Genomic DNA, 20472 nt, shown 5'->3' with positions numbered 1-20472 from the left:
GGGCTCAACGACATGCGTACCCGACGAAGAATCCTCGGCGCGCTGGCCGCCGCGGCGCTGGCCGTGCCCGCGGCCGCCGCCGCGGCGACGCCCGCCCAGGCGATCGGGCCGTCCCTGCTCCCGGTCACCGTCACCAACAGCACCGGCCGCACCGACGCCACCTTCCTGTACGTCATCGGCATCAACCTGTCCACCGGCCGCCTCGGCTACGTGAACTCGGCCGGCACCTTCACCGCCTGGAGCGGCGGCCAGCTCCCGCCCTCCCCCGCCCCGGACGTCTCCATCCCCGGGCCCGGCAACGGCGGCAGCACCACCATCCGGTTCCCGCGCGGCTTCTCCGGCCGGGTCTACTTCTCCTTCGGCGAGAGGCTGAAGTTCTTCCTGACCCCGGACGGGCTGGTCCAGCCCGCGCCGTGGGCCTCCGGCGATCCGAACTACAACATCCTGTTCGACTGGAGCGAGTTCACCTACAACGACGCGGGGCTGTGGCTCAACAGCTCGCAGGTGGACATGTTCGCCGTCCCGCACGCGGTGACCGTGACCGGCGCGTCCGGGGTCACCAAGCGGACCGGTGACGTGGTCAGCGACGGCCGCAACAAGACCATCAACTCGATCAAGGCGCAGTCGGGGTGGGCCAACACGGTCTACACCCGGTCCGACGGCACCGTGCTGCGGGCGCTGGCGCCGGGCAAGGCCGCCGGGGCAGGGCTGTTCAGCGCCACCTACCTGGACTCCTACATCACCTCGGCGTGGAACGCGTACGCGTCCAAGACGCTGACCGTGGTGCCGTTCGCCGACCAGCCCAACACCAAGTACTTCGGGCGCACCAGCGGCAACGTCATGAACTTCACCAACAGCTCGGGCGCGCAGGTGGCCTCGTTCAACAAGCCGAGCAGCGCCAACGTGTGGGGCTGCGACGGCAACCTGGCCGCCCCGAACGACCAGGTCGTCGGACCGATCTCACGTACGCTGTGCGCGGCGCTGAACCGGGGCACGCTGGGCACGATCGACACCCAGCCGAGCACCAACGCGGCCCAGTTCTACCAGAACAGCCCCACCAACCAGTACGCGAAGATCATCCACGCGAACATGGTGGACGGCAAGGCGTACGCGTTCGCGTTCGACGACGTGGGCGCGTTCGAGTCGCTGGTCAACGACGGCGACCCGCGCTCGGCGAGCATCATCCTGAGCCCGTTCGGTGCGGGCGGCGGCGGTGGCGGCGGCGGCATCCCGTCGAACACCTGGAACACCGTCATCAACAAGAACAGCGGCAAGTGCGTCGACGCGCGCTCGTCGGGCACCGCCAACGGCACCGTCATCCAGCAGTACACCTGCAACAACAGCTACGCCCAGCAGTACCAGTTCCAGCCGACCAGCAACGGGTACGTGCGGATCAACAACCGCAACAACTCCGCGCAGGTGCTGGACGTGTCCGGCGTCTCCACCGCCGACGGCGCTCTGATCAACCTGTGGAACTACGTCGGCGGCAACAACCAGCAGTGGCTGCCGGTCGACGAGGGCGGCGGCTACTGGCACTTCGTGGCCCGGCACAGCGGCAAGTGCCTGGACGTGCCCGCCGCGTCCACCGGCGACAGCGTGCAGCTGCAGCAGTACACCTGCAACGGCACCGCCGCTCAGTCGTTCCGCCTGGCCGCGCAGCCCTGACCTGCGCGACCGCAGGCCGCCCCACCTGGGCTGAGGTGGGGCGGCCTTCTTCGTGCCGGGCTACGGCCAGGCTCAGAACAGCAGTCGGCGCGGCAGCGCGGCCAGGGCGTCGGGCAGCGCCGCCGGGTTGCCGTCGGCAGGCGGCGGGGTCACCGGGCTGGGCTGGACGCTCGGCTTCGGCTTGGCGCTGGGGGTGGGCTTGGCGCTGGGCTTGGGCTTGGTCTGGGTGGCGGGCGCGGGCGGCGCGTTGCCGAACACGATCTTCTGGTTGCCGGGCCGGCTGAACTGGATGTCCTGCTTGCCCTGCATGGCCCACTTCATCGCGTACTGCACGGCCGGGTTGACCACCCGGTGCGACATCTTGTGCGTGCTGATCTGCGCCCAGTCCGGGTCGGTGTGGAAGCCCGAGATGGCCAGCTGCCTGGTGGTGATGGTCAGCGTCACCGACTTGGAGTTGTCCGTGGTGCCGGTCTTGCCCGCGATGTGGTGGCCGATGATCTCCTTGGAGTCGCGGGCGGTGGTGCCGTTGCAGCGGCCGTAGAGCGACTTGTCGCCCAGCGGGCACCGGGCCGCGTCGATGGCCGCCCGCGCCACGTCGACCTTCAGGTTCTGAGCGCAGCGGGGGTCGCCGACGCCCAGCTTCTCGCCCCGGCTGTTGTAGATGGCCTCGACCGGGATCGGCTCGCAGTAGACGCCGTCGGCGGCCAGGGTCGCGAACGCGTTGGCGATCTGCAGCGGGGTGTGGTCGGAGGCGCCCAGGGTGAACGGGCCCCACAGCTCGGCGTGGTTGGACCAGTAGTAGTCGTCGATCTCCACGCCCGGGTTGTCGTGGAAGGTCAGGCCCATCCGCTTGGCCGTGTCGATGACCTTGGTACCGCCGACCCGCTCGAACAGCGGCACGAAGTACGTGTTGACCGAGTTGCCGAAGCCGGTCCACATGTTCATCGCGCCCCAGGACTTGCCGCCGGAGTTGGTCGGGCACCAGCGCCCGCCGCAGCTCGGGCTGCCGGTGATGTGGGTGCGGGAGACGTACGGCGCGGTCGTGTTGATCGTGTACGACAGCGGGAAGCCGTTCTCCAGCGCCGACACCAGCGTGAAGATCTTCATCACCGAGCCGGCCTGGTAGCCGCCGAGGTCCGCGCTACCGGTGATCAGCGGGTTCGTGGTGTTCGGGTACGAGCCGCGGATGCCGCGCCGGGCCAGCGCCGGGTTGGACGCCGGGCCGTTCTGCGGCTTGGTCCTGCTGTCGAGCTTGAAGTTGCGGTTGGTCGCCAGACCGCGCACCTTGCCGGTGCCCGGCTCGATGCCGGCGAGCATGACCGCGTCGGACTTCCACGGCCACCGGTTCTTGTCCAGGTCCGGGTTCTTGTTCAGCGCCCGGTCGATGCTGCGGTCCATGGCGCTCTGGGTGGCCGGGTCCAGCGAGGTGATGATGCGGTAGCCGCCCGAGCGCAGCTGCCGCTCCCGGTCGTAGGGCGTGGCGCCGAAGACCTCCTGCTGGTTCCACCAGCGCTCGAGGAAGTCGCAGAAGAAGCCCCACTTGATGTTGGAGGCCTGCACGCAGCCGTTGGCGGTGAACTCGCCGACCACCTTCAGCGGCTCGGCCTTGGCCGCGATCGCCTGCGCGTCGGTGATCGACTTGGTCTGGGCCATCTCGTCAAGCACGTAGTTGCGCCGGTCCACGGCCAGCGCCTGGCCCCTGCCGGTGATCGCGTCGAAGTCGCCGGGGAACTTGACCAGCGCCGCCACGAACGCCGCCTCGGCCAGGCCCAGCTCCCTGGGCTCCTTGCCGAAGTAGACGTGGGCGGCGGCGAAGATGCCGTACGCCCGGTTGCCGAAGTAGGCGGTGTTCAGGTAGCCCTCGAGGATCTCGTCCTTGGTGAGCCGCTGCTCGATGGCCAGGGCGTAGCGCATCTCGCGCAGCTTGCGCTGGGCGGTGTCCTCGGTGGCCGCCACCACCTCCTCGGGCGTGTCCGCCGAGTACGAGATGGACAGGCGCACGAACTGCATGGTCAGCGTGGAGGCGCCCTGCTGGACGTCGCCGGCCTGCTTGTTGGCGATGAAGGCGCGGGCGATGCCCTTGAGGTCGACGCCGTCGTGCTTGTAGAAAGCCTGGTCCTCGGCGGCCAGGATCGCCTGCCGGACCACGAGCGGGATCTCCGACAGCGGAACGTCGCGCCGGTTCTCGTCGTACATGCTGGCCAGCAGGGTCTTGCCGTCGGCGGCGTAGAGGTAGCTGATCTGGGGCGAGCGCTTGACGATCAGGTCGTCGGGCAGCCGGCCCAGGGCGTGGCCGCCGATCTCGGCGGCGTAGCCGGACAGGGCGGCCGCCGGGAACACCGCGGCAGCCACCACCACTCCGGCGAGCAGGCCGCAGATCAGTAGGTAGGCGAGGTTGACCAGGACTTCTACGGGGCGCTTACGCATTGGGGTCACCGCCTCGGGTCTGGGGGACGGATCCCAGCCTGGCTTGCCGCGACAAGCCCCCGTGACGGGCCGCACGACGCGCGTACTGAGCAGCGAATCTCCGCTGTGACAAGGATCTCAGGTGCGCGCCATTTGTCCAAGATGTATCTGTAATGATCATGTTCCCGCACGTCAGGGCCGATCGGTGATCGACATACGTGACGGAATGGGACCCACCGGGCGGGTAGAGCGTCGATGCGACGCCCTACCCGCCGTGCCGTCAGGGCAGGACCGAGGGGCGCAGGACCACGTCGGCGAGTCGGACATATGCGATGCGCTGTCCGAACTGGATCTGCACGTACCTGTCCTCGCCCCGGATGACGGTGCCGTCACCGGGTGAGGACCAGTCGAAGGTGCTGGCCCGGTAGTACTCCGGGCTCAGCACCGGACCGGCCGCGTAGCGCTGCCCGGCCGCGAAGGTGTACTGCGCGAACGGGCTCACCGCCTGGACCGGCACTCCGGCCGGGTAGGCGGCCGCCTCGGGGTAGGCCCGGCCGTACACCGGGACCGCGGCCACGCTCGGCTTGGCCTCGACCACGAAGCCGATGCTCCAGCGCGGGCCGGCGTCGGCGTTGCGGAACCAGGCCTTCTGGCCCAGGTACCAGATCGCGGTCCAGTCACCGGAGCGCTCGGCCACCGCGAAGGTCTGCCCGGCCGAGGCGCGGGCGCAGTGGTCGCTGACCACCATGGTGCTGGCCTTGGTGCCGCAGCGGCCCGGGTCGCGCACCAGCGGCGCGCCCAGGTCCGGGGCGGTCCGCAGGATCACGGCGGAGCTGGGGCGCAGCGGGCACGGGTTGCTCGCGGCGCCGGTGCAGCCGGTGAAGGCGGGCTTGTTGGTGGCGAAGTCCGGGTCCAGGGTGACCAGGCCCGCGTGCGGCGCCAGCACGTCCGGCAGGCCCCGGAACGGCGCCTTGAGCAGGTCGAAGTAGTGCGACCAGTCCCAGTACGGGCCCGGGTCCCAGTGCATCCCGGCCACGGTCGAGGTGGTCGTGCCCGGGACGTTGTCGTGGCCGATGATGTGCTGGCGGTCCAGCGGGATGCCCAGCCGCAGCGCCAGGTGCCGCACCAGCTTCGCGGACGTGCGGTAGAGCGCCTCGGTGTACCAGCTGCCCTGGGCCGCGAAGCCCTCGTGCTCCAAACCGATCGACTTGGCGTTGACGTACCAGTTGCCCGCGTGCCAGCCGACGTCCTTGGCCTTGACGTGCTGGGCGATGTGGCCGTCGACCGAGCGCAGCGAGTAGTGCCAGGCCAGGTAGGTCGGATCGTCGACCAGCCGCAGGGTGGTGGCCCAGCTGGCCTCGGTGTCGTGGATGACGATGTACTCGATGCGCTGGCTGCTCGGCCGGTTGCCCAGGTCGTGGTTGCCGTAGTCGCCGTCGCCGAAGGCCTCGTACGGCGCGGGCAGCCACTCGCAGGAGACGTCGATCGGGCACTCGATGCCGTCGGGCCGCTCCAGGCGGCGCAGGCGCAGGTGGGACAGCCAGCCCCTGTCGGCGGTGACCGCGCGGGCGGGCAGGCTGAGCGCGCTGCCGTCGTCGGTGGTGCGGGCCGCGCCCTCGGCCAGCGTGGCGTAGACCTCGTCGGCGAACGCGGCCGCGGCGGCCTCGTCGTCGGCGCCGGAGTAGCGGGCCACCGCGCCGTACCAGGCCGCCGGGTCACTGCCGGCGCCGCCCGGCGCCTGCAGTTCCCGCTGGTACGACGACAGCAGCGCGGCTCCGCCGCGGATGTTGGCCTGCGCGTCGGTACGCAGCACCGCCGGGTCCAGCCCGGTCAGCTCCGCCGCGGCGGCCAGCGTGCGCAGCGAGGCGTCGCTGGGCGCGGGCGCCGGCGCGGGGTGCCCGACGGGCCTCGGGCGGGCGTCGTCGCCCCGGGCGTCCTCGGGCGCCTCGACGGCGACCTCTTCCGGCACGGGCAGGGCCGCCACGTAGTCGGCGTCGGTCAGGTGCATCGGGCCGAAGCCGCCGGAGGTGCTGGGTTCACCGGTGTGCACGTCCCAGCGCGACTCCAGATAGGAGACGCCCAGCAGGATGTCCACGGGTACGCCGAACTCGTCGGCCGCGGCCTGGTAGGCCGCCTGACGGGGCTGCGGGGCGGGTTCGGCACCGGCCGGGGCCGGGACCGCGGCGGTGCCGAGGGCGAGCCCGGCGGTCGTGAGCAGCGCCAACCGGCGCAGGGGGGATCGGGGTGACACGCATGACTCCTTGTCGATGTCCGATGCGAGCCACCCTTCTCCCAATCCCCCGCCCGGTCAATACTTTCCCCCTACCTTCACGCTACGAAAAAATCCTTCACCACGCGCGGGCGGTGCAGGTTCGGGGAAACTGCGGGAATCTTGGGGCTCTTACCTGCACTTTCCCCGAAACTGCACCAATCCCCGGGCCAAGATCACGGCGTGGGGAAGAAAGTTGCAGAATTCCCGGGCGGGGTTGTCCGATCCGGCGGCGGACGTTCGTCAAGGTCTCGTAAGCAGGCCAGGACAGAAGGAGCGCAGGGCAGATGAAGTACATGATGCTGGTTTGCACGGACACCGAGCCGGACACCGACACCGCGCCGGAGCCCGACATCCACGCGTGGGTGGCCGAGAACGACGGCGCCGGGCGCCGGCTGGACGGGCACGAGCTGGGGCCGCTGTCGACGGCGACGACCGTGCGGGTGCGCAACGGCCGGCTGCTCGTCTCCGACGGCCCGTTCGCCGAGACCAAGGAGATCATCGTCGGCTTCGACCTGCTCGAGTGCGCCGACCTGGACGAGGCGATCGAGGTGGCGCGGACGCACCCGATGGCCCGGGGCGGCCGGATCGAGCTGCGGCCGTTCGCCGTCTACGAGCAGTGAGCAGCACCGCGTACCGGGGGGCCGCGGCGGCTTCGGCCGCCGCGGCCGCGGCGGTCGAGTCGTACCCGCGCATCGTGGCGACACTGATCCGGCTCACCGGCGACTGGACGCTGGCCGAGGACTGCGCCCAGGACGCGCTGGCCCAGGCGGTGCAGCGATGGGGTGGCGGCGTGCCCGACAATCCGGGCGGCTGGCTGATGACCGTGGCCCGCAACCGGGCCCTGGACGTGCTGCGCCGGGCCGCGGTGGAGCGCCGCAAGCTGCACGACCTGGCGGTGCTGGCGCGTACCGAGGAGTCCGGCGCGGACCAGGCGGCCGACGACGGCGAGGTGGTGGACGACCGGCTGCGGCTGATCTTCACCTGCTGCCATCCGGCGCTGCCGCTGGAGGCCCGGGTGGCGCTGACCCTGCGCACCATCTGCGGCGTGCCGACCGGCGACATCGCCCGCGCGTTCCTGATCGGCGAGTCGACCATGACCCGGCGGCTGACCCGGGCGAAGACGAAGATCGCCCAGGCGGGCATCCCGTACCGGGTGCCGCAGGGTCCGGCCCTGGCCGAGCGCCTGCCGGGCGTGCTCGCGGTGCTGTACCTGCTGTTCACGCACGGCTACAACGCGGACGGCGAGCCCGCGTTCGCCGCCGAGGCGATCCGGCTGACCAGGCTGCTGGCGCACCTGATGCCCGCCCAGCCGGAGGTGCGGGCGCTGCTGGCGCTGTGCCTGCTGCAGGACTCGCGCCGGACCGCCCGGCGCGACGGGCAGGGCCGGCTGCTGACCCTGGACCAGCAGGACCGGTCCCGGTGGGACCGGGGCGCGATCGTGGAGGGGCTGGCCCTGCTGGCGGAGGTGCCCGAGGACGGGCCGTACGCGCTGCAGGCCCGGATCGCGGCCTGCCACGCCGCCGCGGCGACCCCGGCCGACACGGACTGGGTCCGGATCGCGGACTGCTACGACGCGCTGACCCGGCAGCAGCCCAGCCCGGTGGTGGAGCTGAACCGCGCGGTGGCGCACGGGTACGCCTACGGCCCGGCGGCCGGGCTGGCCCTGCTGGCGCGGGCCCGCGCGGGCGGGGCGCTGGACGACTACCCGCACACGATCGCGGTCGAGGCGCACCTCACCGCCCGCGACGGCGACCACGGCCGGGCCGCCGCGCTGTTCCGCCGGGCGGCCGCCGCGGCGCGGACCGAGCCGGAGCGGCAGGCCCTGCTGGAGCGGGCCGAGGACGAGAGCCAGGCAGGCTGACCAGGCTGGACGGCTCTGCCCGCGCGGGCGGCGCGGGCAGAGCCGGAAGTCGTCAGCTGGTGTAGGCCAGCAGCGACTGGTTCTTCACCTGGTCCGGTTCGGGGAACCGGGTCTCGACGGTGCGGTCGGGGCGCAGCAGCGTCAGCTCTCCCCTGGTGCGGACCAGCATCCTGCCGTCGGTGAGGAACAGCACGGCCGTGATCGGTCCGGTGACCGGCAGCGCCACCTCCGCGCCGGTGCGGGTGTCCACCACGGCGTTGGCGAGGAAGTCCCGGCCGTAGTCGCCGTCGGGCTCGTCGCCCGTACGCTGGTGGACGGCGACGAACCCGCCGGCGGCGGAGATGCTGAACGGGTCGCAGCTGCGCCGCCGCTGCTTGTTAACCGCGGGGTCGTCGTCCCCGAACACCGGCACCACCCGCGCGCCGCCGCCGTCGGCGTCGGCCGTCACCAGCCGGCACTCGCCGGTGCTGAAGGCCAGGTGCCGGCCGTCGGCCGACCACAGCGGGTGCATCCCGTCCGGCTGGTGCGCCAGCGGCACGAAGACCCCAGAGGCGACCGTCACCACGCCGTAGACCATCTCGCCGGGCAGGCCCGTCGCCACCAGCAGCCGCCGCGAGTCCGGCGACCAGACCGGCTCGTACCCGACTCCGACCACGCCGCGCAGCACCGTGGTCCGGTGCCCGCCGAGCAGGTCGGCCACCACCAGGTCCCCGTTCCCGTCGACGAACGAGACGCTGCTGCCGTCGGGCGACACGTTCATCGTCTCCGAGTCCACGCCCGGCACGGCACCGAGCTGCGACGCCGACCACCAGACCACCCGCTCGGGGGCCCGGTAGAACAACCGGCCCGGCAACCCGCCCGGCGCCAGCAACGCCGGCGTCACCTGCACGGACGGCGGTGCCGACGGCCGAGTGGAAGGCGCAGCGGAGGCGGCGGACGGGGTCGCCGAGGGGGTGGCGGGCTCGGCCGGGTTCGTCAGGCCGCCCAGTTGCCAGACGAGCCCGCCGATCACCGCCATGGCGACGGCCGCGCCGGTGCTCGCCGCGAGCTTCTGATTGCGCCCGATGCGCTGGGAGCGCGACAGCGCGCGGTCGAGGAACTCCACCGGCCTCGCCTGGTCGCCGATCCGCGCGAGGCCGTCGCGCAGCAGGTCGTCGTTCATCGTCCGGTCCCCTCTGCGGCCCGGAACTCCCGGAGCTCAGGCACGCGTTTGCGCAAATGGTCCAGAGCGCGCGCGGTCTGGGTCTTGACGGTGCTGACCGACACCCCGAGCAGGTCGGCCGCCTCGGCCTCGGTGTGGTCCTCGAAGTAGCGCAGCACCACGACCGCCCGCTGCTTGGCGCTGAGCGAGCTCAGCGCTCGGGCCAGCGCCATCCGCCAGGTGATCGACTCGGCGTCGTCGGTGCGGCGGTCCGGCTGGTCGGGGAGGTCGCCGGGCAGGTACTCGGCGACTCTGCGCCGCCGCCATACCGACACCTGGGTGTGGTACATGATCCGGCGCGCGTAGGCCTCGGCGTTGCCGGACTCGTGGAGCCGGGACCAGGCCCGGTGGGTCCGGGCGAGGGCCTCCTGTACCAGGTCCTCGGCCAGGTGCTGATCGCCGGTGAGCAGGTAGGCCGAGCGGAGCAGGGCATGACTTCGGGACCGGACGAACGCGGCATAGTCATCCCCGTGGTTGTCCATGGTGGATCCCATCGAGACGAGGGTCGGAAAGCGGGTCGCCCGGCGGGCGTCGTACGTTCGCGTTGCGCTCTGAAAGATGCGAACTGCGCTCCGCACGGGCGACAGTACTTTCGGTCATCTTCGATCGGCTGAACAGAGGTGGAGACGCCCGTGCGGCGGGCCGGGATCACCGGTCCCGCCGCACGGGCGGTCAGGCGGCGGCCGTCAGCGGCGGACCACCGTGTCGGCCAGGGTCAGCTCCTCCAGCACCGCCAGCACGTCCGGCAGGCCCTCGGTGTAGGTCCCGGCGGCGAGCTCCTTGGAGTGCTGCTCGATCTGCTGGTCGTACACGGCGTCGCGCACGTTGCCGATGGCCAGCACGCAGTCGCCGATCGGATCGCCCGACGCACCGGCTGGGTTGCCCGGATTGCAGTTCGTCGGGAGGTAGAACTGGCCCGCGAGCGGGTTGAACGTGCCGGTGTCGGGCGCGCAGGCCCCACCCGGGGTGATCGGGTTGCAGCCCGCGTAGTTGGCCTGGGCCTTGGCGAACGAGCCGGTGATGAACTGGATGCCGTCCAGGTTGCTCGGCAGCCGCTCGACGCCGCTGGTGATGACCGCCAGCACGTCGTCGTTGATCAGCGCCTTGGCGAAGCCGAGCTGGGTGTAGGCCTGGATCAGCCGCACCGCCTTGCTCACCCGCGCGTCGGCCTTGAACAGCTCGCTGTTGGAGTCGGCCAGGGCGCCCAGGACGCGGTCGTAGTACGCCTTCTGCCGGCCGGACAGGTACTCGTTCATCCGGTTGCGGGCCGTGGTGCCCAGGTTCGGGTCCGTCTGGTCCAGCGCGCCGGCGGTGAAGCCGGCCAGGTAGTTGGCGTCCCACAGGTTCAGGTAGTAGCTGGAGTTGCGGCAGAACCCGCCGGGGGCGCCGGACAGGTACTGGCGGCAGACCTCGCCGAGGCCCCAGGTCATGGTCCAGCTGCGGTAGTCGTACTCCCGGCCCGCCCAGCGGACCCAGACCCGGATGGTGACCTGGAGGTCGGCGTACTCGTGGTGCCACTTGATGTCGTCGTAGGTCTCCACGTTGGCCAGGCCGCCGGAGTAGCACAGCTTGACCGTGGGCGCGTCTGGGTGGGCGTACTGCGCGAACAGCAGGCTGGCCGGGGTGCCGTTGAGGGTGACCGTCGCGGGGCGGGTCAGCGAGGGGCCGGTGCCGGTGCACGGCGGCACCTTCGCCGGGTCGCTCATCTTGGCGGCGTCGGGCAGGGTGGCGGCGGTGAACTGGTCGCCGTTGCCGAACATGCTGTACGTCTTGCCGCCCGGGTTGGTGCCGCGGATGGCCGCGAGCTGGCCCGAGAAGTTCTGCAGCGCGGCGCGGTACTCGGCCGACAGGCCGTTGAACAGCGCGTTGGTGCGCCTGCCGTTGGCGTCCGGGGTCGCCAGCGGCTTGCTGAACTGGGTGGTGGAGTTGATGATGCCCTGGCCGGCGCCGAGGACGCCCCCGGTGCGCGCCTGGTTGACCTGCCTGGCGTAGGCCGGGTTCTCGGCCACCAGGCGGGCGTAGGCGCGGGCCGCCACGATCCACGGGACCACGTCGGCGGGCTGGTTGACCTGCGGCGCCTGCCAGCCGAAGTTCTGCCGGGCGTACCAGTCGAGGTAGTCCACCGACCCCTTGGCCTTGTACGTCTGCAGCACCGTCATCGGGTTCTGCGAGGCGTACGTGGAGGCGTCGGGTCCGGCGAAGGGCGGGTTGAAGGCGGTGTCGGTCGCCATCAGGTGCAGCGGGTTCTCCACCGTCTGGTAGTCGAAGTAGCTCTGGATCGGCTCACCGTAGGTCTGCTTGTGGCCGATACCCCAGTTGATCCGCTCCTTGACCGCGTTGAGCTGGCCCTGCTGCAGCGATTGCATGATCTGCACGCCCCAGTTGTCCACCGTGGTGTTCAGCTGGTAGAGCCCGCGCTCCAGCTCGGCGAGCTCGGCCAGGGTCGCGTGCTGCAGGTCGATGACCTGGTCGAACTTGTCCAGCATCTCGGTGTAGACGACGGTCAGCGCGTGCTCGACCCGGTCGAAGCGGCTCTGCATGGTGCTGGCCAGCGCGCCGACCTCCTGCCGGAGCTGGTTGATCTGATCCATGATCATCTGCTCGGGCGTGGTCTGCTCGGCGAAGACCGGCAGCAGCGCGCCGATGGCGCCGATGATGTTGCCGGTCAGCGCCACGGTGCTCATCGAGGTGAGCGCCTGGCCCAGGCTCAGCCCCGCGATCGACGGGATGTACTTGTTGATCGACGTGGCGATCTGCACCGCCGCCTTGCCGACCCCGGCCGCGATCCGGCCGGACTTGGCGTCCACGTAGCCGATGAGCTTCGCCAGCACCTCGACCGCGCTGCCCGCGCCGTCGATGATCTTCTGCCGCGCGGCCGCGGCGTCACGCTCCCGGTTGAAGACCGCGGTGTCGGGGCGCGGCCCGATGCCGGTGGCCGGGTACGCCGCGTTGAGCTGGCCGACCGTCGACACCATGACGGTGTTCTGCTGCTCCAGCCGCTGCATCGCGGTGAGCAGCTGCGCCTTGGCCTCGGCCAGGTACTGCTCGGTGTTCTGCTGGTGCGCCAGGATCGCGTCGACGTTGAGGTACACCGAGATCATCGGGTCGGCGGCGAGCTGGTCCAGCGACGCGGTCGACAGCACGCCCAGGCGGGCGCCGAAGCTGCCGTCCCAGGCCGCCGAGAACTGCGCGTCCTGCTGGGCCAGGGTGGTGATGCGGCGCCACATCATGTCCTGCACCGGGTAGAGGCGCTGGAACTGGTCGTAGGAGAACTGGGCCGTGGCGACCTGGTCCAGGCGCTCGCCGTAGGCCTTGGCGTCCGGGCTGACGACCGTGTCCAGCAGCTCCTTCATGATCGGAGCGGCGATCGCGGCCTCGGGGTGCAGGGCCAGCATGTTGAGCATGTGCGGCAGCAGCTCGTAGGCCTGCCGGTTGGCGTCGCTGCCGGTCAGCTTGCCGTCGTACCACTGGCTCATCACGGCGGTGTGATCGCGCAGCTGCTCCAGCGTGAACGTGGGGTGCAGCTGGCGGTAGCCGTACATCTCGGTGCTGAGCACCAGGTCCTTCAGGCCCTGGTTGCCCTGCGAGTGCAGGCGCACCGAGGCGACGAACAGCTTGTCGCGCAGTTCCTGGCTGTCGACGTCGACCGGGTCGCCGGCGTGCGCCGCGTTGCCGAGGGCGAGGACCGCCGCAACCGCGACGGTCGTCACGGTGGCCAGGGTCCGGGACAGGCGGGTCCGTTTCGGGCGGGTGTGCCCGAGGCCGCGCCAGTGGAGCTTCACTGTCGTTCCTCTCTCGTGGGGATGGGGCGGCCCGCGCCACGGGGAAGTGCGGGCCGCCTGACCCATACGCTGCCGGGCACCACTTGGGACCGGCTTGGAGAGGAGTCGCGGACTGCCTCAAGAGGAGCTCAGGACCAGGTTCCCGGCCGGGCTGCCGCGCAGGATCAGCGCACTCACCTCGGCCCGGCTCAGGCCCGCCCCGACGGCCAGGCACCGGTCCAGCTCCGCGGCCGGCAGCGCGGCGCGCACCGCGGCCTCCTCGCCCGGGCCGTCGATCGGGTCCATCGCCGCGGGGGCGAACCCGGTACGCGCACCGTGCGCGCCGACCGCGCCCAGCAGCACCGCCGCATCCTCGGCCCGCCCGGCCTGGGCCAGCGCCGCCGCCGTGGTGTGCGCCAGCACCAGCCACGACGTGACGTCGGCGGCCGCGTCCAGCGGTCCCAGCAGCTCGGCCGCCACCCGCAGCGCCGCGTCGGGGTCGCCCGCGTCCAGGGCCCCCTTCATCGCGCCCCACGCCGCCGACCCGGCCGCCCAGACGTGGCCGCAGGAGCGGCCCGCCCGCACGGCGGCGTCGAGTTCGGCGCGGGCCCGCCCCGGCGGGCCGGTGAGCCGCCGCAGCATGCCGAGGATCATCATGGCCTCGGCCCGCAGCCAGGGCAGGCCGGTGCGTTCGGCCAGCGCGCGGCCGCGCTCGGCCAGGCGCACCGCCTCGGCGAGCTGCCCCAGCATCGCGTGGAAGTGGGCCTGGTACACCACCGCGTGCGCCTCGCCGATCCGGTCGCGGCCGGCGCGGGCCAGGTCGGCGGCCTCGTTCGCGGCGCGTAGCGCCTCGGCCGGGTCGCCGGTGAGGTAGGTCAGCCCCGCCACGCCCAGCCAGGCCTGGCCGCGCACCCGGGGCGGTGCCGTGGCGGCCAGGTCCAGCGCCGAGCGCAGCCAGCCCAGCCCTTCGGCGATGTGGCCGCGCCGGTACCAGAACCAGCTCAGCGCCGCGGCCAGGCGCAGCGCGTACTCGCCGTCGCCGTCCAGCAGCGCCGAGGACAGGGCCGCCCGGGTCTCCGGCTGGTCGGTGCCGATCCGGGCCAGGACCAGGTGCGACTGCGGCCCGCGCAGCGTCGAGGCGGCCGACTCGGCCCAGTCGAGCACCCAGCCCCGGTGGCGGCGCCGCAGCGCCCGCGCCTCCGCCTCGGCCACGGTACGACCCGCGAAGGCGCGTACCGGGGTCAGCAGCCGGTACCGGCGCGGCGCCGTGCCCGGCTCGGTGGCCAGCAGCGACTTGCGTACCAGCGCCGACACCTCCGGCAGCAGCGCGGCGGGGCGCAGCCCGGCCACGGCCGCCGCCGCGTCGAGGTCGAACCCGCCCGCGAACACCGACAGCCGCCCGAACAGCAGCTGCTCGGGCACCGGCAGCAGGTCGAAGCTCCAGGAGATGGCCTCGGCCAGGTCGCGGTGGCGCGCCGGGCGCTGCCCGTCGGCGTCGGCGCCCCGCTCCCCCAGGCTGCCCGCGATCTGGTCCAGCGACAGCACCCGGCACTGGGCGGCGGCCAGCTCGACGGCCAGCGGCACGCCGTCCAGCTCGCGGCAGATCTCACCGATGCGGGCCAGGTCGGCCGGGGTCGGCGCCCAGCCGGGCAGCAGCGCCCGGGCGCGGCTGAGGAACAGCTCGGCGGCCTCGCCGCGCATCGGCCCGAGTTCGACCACGACCTCGCCGGTCAGGCCCAGCGACTCGCGGCTGGTGGTGAGCACGCGCAGGTTCGGGCAGCGGCGCAGCAGGGTCGCGACGGTGTCGCGTACCGCGTCGACCAGGTGCTCGCAGTTGTCCAGCACCAGCAGCGTGCGCCGGGTGCCGAGCACCGCCGCCAGCCGGGTGGCGTCGGCGGCGCCGGCCACGCCCAGCGCGGTGGCGATCTCCGCGACGACCAGCTCCGGCTGGGCCAGCCCGGCCAGCTCCACCAGCCAGGGACCGTCGGCGTCGGCGCGCTGCGCGGCGGCGTGCAGGGCCAGGCGGGTCTTGCCGATGCCGCCCGTACCGGTGACCGTCACCAGCCGGGCGCGTTCCAGCTGGTCGGTGAGGGTGCCCAGCTCGTCGCGGCGGCCGACCAGGTCGGTGAGCACGCACGGCAGGTTGTGCGTGGGCACTTCGGACTCGGTCGTCGGCAGGTCGAGCGCCGGATCCTGGCGCAGGATGGCCACCTCCAGGTCGCGCAGCGCCGCGCCGGTGTCCAGCCCCAGCTCCCCGAGCAGGTCGGCGGCCTGCCGGATCGCCGCGAGGGCGTCGGCCTGGCGGCCGCCGCGGTACAGCGCCAGGGCCAGCAGGTGCCAGGCGCGTTCGGCCAGCGGCTGCTGCTCGGTCAGCGCGGTCAGCTCCGGCACCAGCTCGCCGTGGCGGCCCAGAGCCAGGCCCGCTGCCAGCAGGTCCAGGGTGGCGGTGTCGCGCAGGCGCTCCAGCCGGCGTACGGCGGCGGCGACGAAGTCGTGGTCGTCGAGGTCGGCGAAGGCCGGGCCGCGCCACAGGGCCAGCGCCCCGGTCAGCGTGCGGTGGGCGGACTCGGCGTCGCCCCGGCGCAGCAGCTCGGCGCCCTCGGCGGTGAGCCGGGCGAACAGGTCGGCGTCGACGGCGTCGGGCGGCAGCCGCAGGGCGTAGCCGGTGCCCTCGGTGACCAGCACCCGGGCGGCGGCACGGGCGGCCCGGCCCGGTTCCAGGACACGGCGCAGCTCCGCGACGTACGCGTGCAGGGTGGTCGGCGACGGGGTCGCCTCGCCGTCCCACACGTCCTCGACGATGCGGGCGGCCGACACGGCCCGGGGCCGGGCCAGGACCAGGCTGGCCAGGACGGCCCGCTGGCGGGGGCCGCCCAGCGGGGTCTCGGCGCCGTCGACGGTGGCGGTCATGGCGCCCAGGACATTGATGCGGACTGCGGACACGACGGCGAACCTAGGGGCTGGGAAGCGCTCTCCTCCAGCCCTTAAAGGCCTTACGTCCACATGCCGACTGACCGCCCGTGTCGTCTGCCACAAGCGGGCTCCGATGACGACCGTGGTGCCGGGGCGGGCACTGCGGCCCGCCCCGGCGCGGATCAGTGCGTGATGGTGACCGTCTTGGTGCCGGTCGCCGGGATCTTCACCGGGGTGGCGTCGGTGATGTCCGTGCCGCCGTACCACCAGTCCTGGTCGCCCCAGACCTTGAAGCGCGCGTTCTGCGGGCCGAGCACCCGCATCTGGCAGCTGTGCGCGGTGATGGTGTTGCAGGCGCCCACGGTCTCGCCGTTGCTGGCGTTGTACGCCACGTACCAGCCGCGCTCGGGCCCGTCCACGGTCAGCGTCGCGCCCTGGACCAGCTGGATGTCGTAGGTGACGGACCGGTCCGCCCACACCTTGATCTTCGCGGCGGACGGCCGGGTCGGCGCGTTGCCGCTCCACTGCGTCGGGTAGTCGCGCGCGACGAAGCGCAGCGGCCAGTGGTACGGCCCGAGGAAGTCGACGGTGTAGGCGCCGTCGGCGTTCGCCGCGATGGTGATCGGACCGTCGCCGCTGTGGTAGTGGAAGTTGCCGAAGGTCACCGCGGAGCTCGTGACGGCCGCGCCGCCGACGCCCTTGATCGTGCCGGTGATGGTGCCCCGGCGGTCCAGCTTGATGACCGGGCCGGTGGTGGTCTGGCCCGCGGTCACGGTGACCCACGCGGCCAGCGACTGGTTGCCGGTGCCGCCGTCGGCGGTGACCCACTGCGCGCCGTACGGCGAGCGCTGCTCCTCGTACAGGTTGCCGTAGGCGAACAGCTGGTAGCTGCCCGCGCGCAGGTAGTCGACGAGCACGTGGCCGTCGCTGTCGGACCGGGTGCAGCGGTCGAGGAACATGGTCTCGTCCTGCTTGGTCGCCAGCACGCAGAAGCCCTCGACCGGCGCGCCCGTGCGGGCGTCGACGACGGTGGCGGCGATCTTCGCGGTCGGGGTGAGCGCGATGGCGACCTCGGCGACGACACCCTCGGTGACCGTGACCCGGACCTCCCCGGAGGAGAGGTAGCCTGCGGCGGAGGCGTAGACCCGCTGGTTGCCGACGGACACGCCGTCGATCGTGAGCGAGCCGCCGGTGCCCTCCACGGAGGTGAACCAGGTCCCGGCGCCGAAGGCGGCGATCGGGGCGCCGGTGAGGGCGTCGGTCACCGTGAAGTGCACCGAGCCGGTCGGCAGCAGCGTGTCGTCGGTGGTCGTGGTCTGCCCGGCGGTCACGGTGATCGCGTCGGCGTACTGGTCTTCGAGCTTGCCAGGGTAGAACTGGAAGAAGTTCCGCTCGTAGTGGTCGAACCGGACCCGGTACACCCCGGCGAAGACCTGGTCGAGGTGGAACTCGCCGTTGTGGTCCGTCGTGGTGACGAAGTTCGGCCCGAAGCTGGAGTAGACCTGCACCTGCACGTCGGCGATGCCGGTGCCGTCGCGCTCGGTGAACCGCCCGGCGACGCGGCCGGTCGGCAGGGCCGTGTCGTCGACCACCACGTTCTGGCCGGCCGCGACGGGGTAGACCGTCGCACTGCCCTGGTCGGCGGTGCCGACCGCGTACTGGCGGTTGCCGGGCACGGACTCGAACGCGATCCGGTAGCTGCCGGGCAGCACGGCCAGCGTGTACGCGCCGTCGGACCCGGTGGTGGCGGCGGCGCCGGTGCCCAGGTCGCTCTCGGCGTAGACGGGCACCGACGCGACGGGGTCGCCCGCCTGGTCGGTGAACGTGCCGGTGATGGTGCCGGTCGGCAGCAGCTGGTCGTCGACGGTCACCTGGCCGCCGCCGGGCACGCTGACCTCGGCCGCGTTGCTCCACTCGGTCTGCTGGTAGGCGTACTGGCTCGGGTGGCCCGGCGCGTCGAACTGGACCCGGTAGGCCCCGGCCGCCAGGCCGGACAGTTCGTAGTGCCCGGTCGCGTCCGTGGTGGCCGAGCCCCAGCCGGGCCCGTACGCGCTGACGGCGGCACCGGCGACGGGCCGGCCCGCGTCGGTGAGCGTGCCGGTGATGGTGCCGGTCTCCTCGGCCTGGGCGGGCGCGGCCAGGCCGAGCGCGCCGAGTGCGGCCGCGAGGGCGAGGATGCCCGCGCGGCGTCTGGTTGTCGTGAACATGTCGTCCTTGAGGGGATGCGCGACGCGTCGCCGCTTGTCGCGGTGGTGAAGCCGCCCCGTGATCGAACTGCGGCGGGGTCATTCTGCCCACCCGCCCCGACAGTTCGTCACCCCATTACCGGCGGCGGCCCGCATCCCCTGCTGAGGTATGGTCCCGGGCGGCCTGGACGCCGCCCGGGACCTTCGATTCACCAGTTGGTGGATCCGGCCGCCTGCGGCCACGGCTTCCACCACGGCTTGATCAGGTACGCGATGCCGCCGGTGCCCCCGGCGACGGTCCCGTTGGCGCGGTAGCGCTTGGTCCGCAGCCAGATCTGCTCGAACTGGCTGCGCTTGTACACGTTGCGGACCACGTCGTCGCTGGACGAGGCGGGGTCGTTGACGATCACGTCGCCCTCGGCGGTGAACCCGACGATGACGAACAGGTGCCCGGAGGTGCCGTAGTTCGCCCCGTCGAGTTCGGAGGAGAGGAACGACTGGCTGGTCACGATCGGGATGCCGGCCGCGATGAACCGCTCGGCCTCGTCGAGGGAGTGCAGCCGGGTGACCCGGGCGTCCAGGCCGAGGTAGGACGCGGCGTAGGCGGTGTTGAAGGGCCAGTTGCCGGCGCCCTCGTACTCGTAGTCGTAGACCATGCGGGCGGCGTGGTCGACGCTCGGGTCGGCGTAGGACGGGTCGACCCAGCTGACGTCCTCGGCCGACGGGCCGCGGCCCCAGTACTCCACCACCATCTCGGTGGAGGTCGGCGAGCACCACGCCTCGCCGCCGCCGTCGTACTCCGGGTACTGGCCGGTGTGGATGTTCTGGGAGTAGCGCGGCACGTTCAGCTCCCGGCCCCAGGCGATGTGCCCGGCGCTCGGGATGACGGTGAAGCGGTCCGGCACGTTGGAGGCCATCGCGCCGAGCATCCACACCCGCGGCGACTGCCACTGCCCCGGCGCCCGGTAGAGCGTCAGCCGCAGCTGGTAGGCGTGCAGCAGCACGCCGCGCGAGGCGTCGTCGATGGAGAAGGTGTCGGTCCAGATGGTGGAGTACGGGTCGCCCTGGCCGTCGACGGTGCTGCGGCGGATGTCGGCGTCACCGGAGGCCCAGCGGCCCATGACGTACCACGGGGTCTGGCCGCCGGTGTTGTAGGTGCCCTGCATCTCGACCTGGATCCAGGTGCCGGCCGGGGTCTGCGCGTTCCAGGAGGCGATCAGCTCGGTGGCGTCGAAGCCGATCTGGGTGACCGGCCCGGTCCAGGTGGAGTAGTCCCAGGTCTTCGTGGTGCCGGTGTGCGGGTCGGTGAACTCGGTGCTGCCCTGCGGCAGCAGCATGGTGATGCCGGTGTGCTCGCCCGGCAGGGCGAGGGTGCCCTGGCCGGTGCCGGAGCGCCAGTCGGCGAGCCCGGACCAGTCCTGGAAGGTGATCTGCTCGTCGTGGGCGGGGACTTCGGCGGCGGCGGGTGCCGCCGCCAGTGGCGAGGCGGCGAGGCTGAACGCGGTGAGTCCCGCGACGGCCGCTGCGCGCAGGCGTGCTCTGCTCATGGCTGCTCCGCGATGGTCGGGGGTGGACATTCACCCGCCACTATCGCCACTGAAGCCAAGTTTCGCTAGATGCCAACGGCCAGAAAATTTCTTGTATCGAGCGAGGCGGTCAGCTCGCCGCCTCGACCGCCTCGTCCACCTGCGCCAACCAGAACCGGTAGCCGGAGGCGAAGGGCTCGGCACCGCCGGACAGCGCGGTGTGGAGCCACGCGGCCGCCGCCGACGCCTGCCGGATCACCTCCGGCGGATAGGCGTAGCGCACCTGGTGCTCGGCGAACTCGTCCTCGTCCCACAGCTCGACCCGCCCGTCGGCGCGCAGCCGGGCCACGTCCAGATCCAGGTCGACCATGGTCACCTCGGACCCGCTCGGCCAGGTGATCGGGCCGGTGACGTCGCAGTAGATCTCGACGTGCTGCGGCTCGCCGTTGAAGACGGCCGTCCACCAGGCGTCGCGCGGGATCAGCAGCACGTTCGCCTGCTTGACCACCACCGCCGGCCCGTCGAGGCCCTTGCGGGCGATCAGCCCCGGGCGGGCGCCGAGCCAGACCCCGTGCTCGTCCTCGCCGAGGCGGGTCATGGTCTGGTGCCAGTGCAGGCTGCCGTCGTACTTGGTGTAAACCACCCGAACCTGGTCAGTCGTCATGCCGTGACCGTATCGGC

At 72.2% G+C, this 20472-nt stretch carries 12 protein-coding genes; 3 read left to right on the top strand and 9 right to left on the bottom strand.

The features are described 5' to 3' along the window. Positions 1–12: 12 nt before the first annotated feature. Entirely contained in the window at positions 13–1665 is a 1653-nt protein-coding gene (locus QEZ54_RS18325) for a beta-1,3-glucanase family protein (RefSeq protein WP_281305854.1), read from the top strand. Positions 1666–1737: 72 nt separating this feature from the next. Here QEZ54_RS18325 and QEZ54_RS18320 read toward each other — a convergent pair whose 3' ends face one another. Beyond that, a complete protein-coding gene (locus QEZ54_RS18320) occupies positions 1738–4092 on the bottom strand; it encodes a transglycosylase domain-containing protein (RefSeq protein ID WP_281305853.1) in 2355 nt (784 codons plus the stop codon). A 259-nt stretch (positions 4093–4351) separates the two neighbouring features. Next, a complete protein-coding gene (locus QEZ54_RS18315; RefSeq protein WP_281305852.1) occupies positions 4352–6322 on the bottom strand; it encodes an N-acetylmuramoyl-L-alanine amidase in 1971 nt (656 codons plus the stop codon). Between the two features lie 305 nt (positions 6323–6627). On the opposite strand from QEZ54_RS18315, the gene QEZ54_RS18310 reads away from it, so the two are divergent. Both QEZ54_RS18310 and QEZ54_RS18305 read left to right on the top strand, forming a co-directional pair. Further along, positions 6628–6963, top strand: coding sequence for a YciI family protein (locus QEZ54_RS18310; RefSeq protein WP_281305851.1), 336 nt, complete (start codon positions 6628–6630; stop codon positions 6961–6963). Next, positions 6960–8204 (top strand): sigma-70 family RNA polymerase sigma factor, encoded by a 1245-nt coding sequence (locus QEZ54_RS18305; protein ID WP_281305850.1) that lies wholly within the window; start codon positions 6960–6962, stop codon positions 8202–8204. Before QEZ54_RS18310 ends, QEZ54_RS18305 begins: the two co-directional genes overlap by 4 nt. A gap of 52 nt (positions 8205–8256) precedes the next feature. On the opposite strand, the gene QEZ54_RS18300 is transcribed toward QEZ54_RS18305, so the two are convergent. The 7 genes from QEZ54_RS18300 to QEZ54_RS18270 form a co-directional block, all read right to left on the bottom strand. Beyond that, positions 8257–9366 (bottom strand): hypothetical protein, encoded by a 1110-nt coding sequence (locus QEZ54_RS18300; protein WP_281305849.1) that lies wholly within the window; start codon positions 9364–9366, stop codon positions 8257–8259. Continuing rightward, positions 9363–9899: a SigE family RNA polymerase sigma factor gene (locus tag QEZ54_RS18295; RefSeq protein WP_281305848.1), complete on the bottom strand. Its 537-nt coding sequence runs from the start codon at positions 9897–9899 to the stop codon at positions 9363–9365. Before QEZ54_RS18295 ends, QEZ54_RS18300 begins: the two co-directional genes overlap by 4 nt. A gap of 192 nt (positions 9900–10091) precedes the next feature. Further along, entirely contained in the window at positions 10092–13187 is a 3096-nt protein-coding gene (locus tag QEZ54_RS18290) for a hypothetical protein (RefSeq protein ID WP_281305847.1), read from the bottom strand. A gap of 117 nt (positions 13188–13304) precedes the next feature. Continuing rightward, a complete protein-coding gene (locus QEZ54_RS18285; RefSeq protein WP_281305846.1) occupies positions 13305–16109 on the bottom strand; it encodes a BTAD domain-containing putative transcriptional regulator in 2805 nt (934 codons plus the stop codon). Between the two features lie 152 nt (positions 16110–16261). Continuing rightward, positions 16262–18286: a carboxypeptidase-like regulatory domain-containing protein gene (locus QEZ54_RS18280; RefSeq protein WP_281305845.1), complete on the bottom strand. Its 2025-nt coding sequence runs from the start codon at positions 18284–18286 to the stop codon at positions 16262–16264. Positions 18287–18474: 188 nt separating this feature from the next. Then, entirely contained in the window at positions 18475–19812 is a 1338-nt protein-coding gene (locus QEZ54_RS18275) for a C39 family peptidase (protein WP_281305844.1), read from the bottom strand. 109 nt (positions 19813–19921) lie between these two features. Continuing rightward, positions 19922–20455 (bottom strand): DUF402 domain-containing protein, encoded by a 534-nt coding sequence (locus tag QEZ54_RS18270; protein WP_281305843.1) that lies wholly within the window; start codon positions 20453–20455, stop codon positions 19922–19924. Positions 20456–20472 lie beyond the last annotated feature (17 nt).

Origin of the sequence: Catellatospora sp. KI3 (genome assembly GCF_029948125.1) — a bacterium.
Taxonomy (GTDB): domain Bacteria; phylum Actinomycetota; class Actinomycetes; order Mycobacteriales; family Micromonosporaceae; genus Catellatospora.
The sequence above is the reverse complement of the archived record's forward strand: the minus strand, read 5'-3'. Positions and strand labels throughout refer to the sequence as shown.

Bases quoted from the DNA above. Each gene is read 5' to 3' on its own strand.
- QEZ54_RS18295 (WP_281305848.1), bottom strand. From the start codon at position 9,899: ATGGGATCCACCATGGACAACCACGGGGATGACTATGCCGCGTTCGTC.
- QEZ54_RS18275 (WP_281305844.1), bottom strand. From the start codon at position 19,812: ATGAGCAGAGCACGCCTGCGCGCAGCGGCCGTCGCGGGACTCACCGCG.
- QEZ54_RS18320 (WP_281305853.1), bottom strand. From the start codon at position 4,092: ATGCGTAAGCGCCCCGTAGAAGTCCTGGTCAACCTCGCCTACCTACTG.
- QEZ54_RS18280 (WP_281305845.1), bottom strand. From the start codon at position 18,286: ATGTTCACGACAACCAGACGCCGCGCGGGCATCCTCGCCCTCGCGGCC.
- QEZ54_RS18300 (WP_281305849.1), bottom strand. From the start codon at position 9,366: ATGAACGACGACCTGCTGCGCGACGGCCTCGCGCGGATCGGCGACCAG.
- QEZ54_RS18270 (WP_281305843.1), bottom strand. From the start codon at position 20,455: ATGACGACTGACCAGGTTCGGGTGGTTTACACCAAGTACGACGGCAGC.
- QEZ54_RS18325 (WP_281305854.1), top strand. From the start codon at position 13: ATGCGTACCCGACGAAGAATCCTCGGCGCGCTGGCCGCCGCGGCGCTG.
- QEZ54_RS18310 (WP_281305851.1), top strand. From the start codon at position 6,628: ATGAAGTACATGATGCTGGTTTGCACGGACACCGAGCCGGACACCGAC.